The following is a 1,382-nucleotide window of genomic DNA, read 5'->3' as shown; positions in this document are numbered from 1 at the left end:
GCTGACGGCGGCCCGCGACAGCGCGAAGGCCACCTCCTTGTGGAGGTGGCCTTCGCCGTTCGCGCCCCGGCTCAGCTACGGGAGCCGAGCACCTCGGGGTTGGCGCAGTTGACCAGGGGCTCGCCGCGCAGGTAACGGCCGACCTCGGCGGCGGCCAGGCGCGCTGCCTTGTGGGCGACCTGCTGGCTGCCGCCCGCGATGTGCGGGGTCAGGACGACACCGGGGGCGGTGCGCAGCCGGGAGCCGACGGGCAGCGGCTCCTCGGGGAAGACATCGAAACCGCAGCCGGCGAGGTGTCCGCTCTCCAGGGCGTCGCAGGCCGCGTCGTAGTCCAGGAGGGCGCCGCGGGCGCAGTTGACCAGGACCGAGCCGCGCGGCATGGCGGCGATCTGTGCGCGGCCGATCATGCCCTTGGTCTCGTCGGTGACGCGGGCGTGCAGGGAGACGATGCGCGAGCGGCTCAGCAGCTCGTCCAAGCCGACCTGTTCGGCGATTCCGGTCAGCGCCTCGGGCCTGACGTACGGGTCGTGGACCAGGACGTGGGCGCCCATCGCGGCCAGGACCTTGGCCACCCGGCTGCCGATGGCGCCGTAGCCGATCAGGCCGACGGTGGCGCCGTCGATCTCGATGCCGCAGTTGTCGTAGTCGTAGTAGTCGCCGCGCCACACACCGCGGCGCAGGTCGGTATGGGTGTCGCCGACGCCGCGGGCGGCGGCGAGCAGCAGGGTCAGGGTGTGTTCGGCGGTGGCGGTGGCGTTGCGGCCGGGGGCGTAGCAGACGGCGACGCCGTGGGCGGTGGCGGCCTTGAGGTTGGCGTTGACCGGGCCGCCGCGGCTGGTGCAGAACAGCTTCAGGTCCGGGCAGTTGGCGAGGATGCGCTCGGTGAGCGGGCCGTGTTCGGTGACGCAGATCTCGGCGCCCTGGAGGGCCTCGGTCATCTCGTCCTCGCTGCCGGAGGCCTCGATGACCTCGCCCACCGGGCCGAACGGCGTGTGCGGCCAGGGGAATTGGAGTTCGCGCACACTCAGCGGGGCGTCGCCCGCGGCCTCGCGTACGGCCTCGGCGAACAGACTCGGGTGGATGAAGTGGTTGCCCGCTGCGAGGACGGTGGTGCTCATGAGGGGTGTCTCCTGGAGAACGGAAGGGAGCGGGAGGGTCAGTGGGGTGCGGGGGCGGGTGCCAGGGCCGGAGCGTTGAGCCGCAGCAAAGCGGCCCCGCCGTCGGTCAGGCGGAGTTCGGTCAGAAGGAGCACCCCCTGAAGAGCCGGACAAAGACCGCAAGCAGGGCGGTCAGCGAGGGGCGGGGGCCAGGGCCGGAGCGTTGAGCCGCAGCAAAGCGGCCCCGCCGTCGGTCAGGCGGAGTTCGGTCAGAAGGAGCACCCC

At 72.6% G+C, this 1,382-nt stretch carries 1 protein-coding gene; it reads right to left on the bottom strand.

Annotated elements, in window-relative coordinates; genetic code table 11:
- Window positions 1–71 precede the first annotated feature (71 nt).
- Window positions 72–1,118 carry a 2-hydroxyacid dehydrogenase gene (locus AC4IJH_RS43505; RefSeq protein WP_490857562.1) on the bottom strand — a complete coding sequence of 349 codons (1,047 nt, stop codon included), beginning with the start codon at window positions 1,116–1,118 and terminating at the stop codon, window positions 72–74.
- Window positions 1,119–1,382: the final 264 nt, after the last annotated feature.

It is taken from the genome of Streptomyces sp. UF-297 (assembly GCF_058245575.1).
The sequence above is the reverse complement of the archived record's forward strand: the minus strand, read 5'-3'. Positions and strand labels throughout refer to the sequence as shown.

Coding starts and splice junctions, on each gene's coding strand:
- AC4IJH_RS43505 (WP_490857562.1), bottom strand. CDS start 1,118: ATGAGCACCACCGTCCTCGCAGCGGGCAACCACTTCATCCACCCGAGT.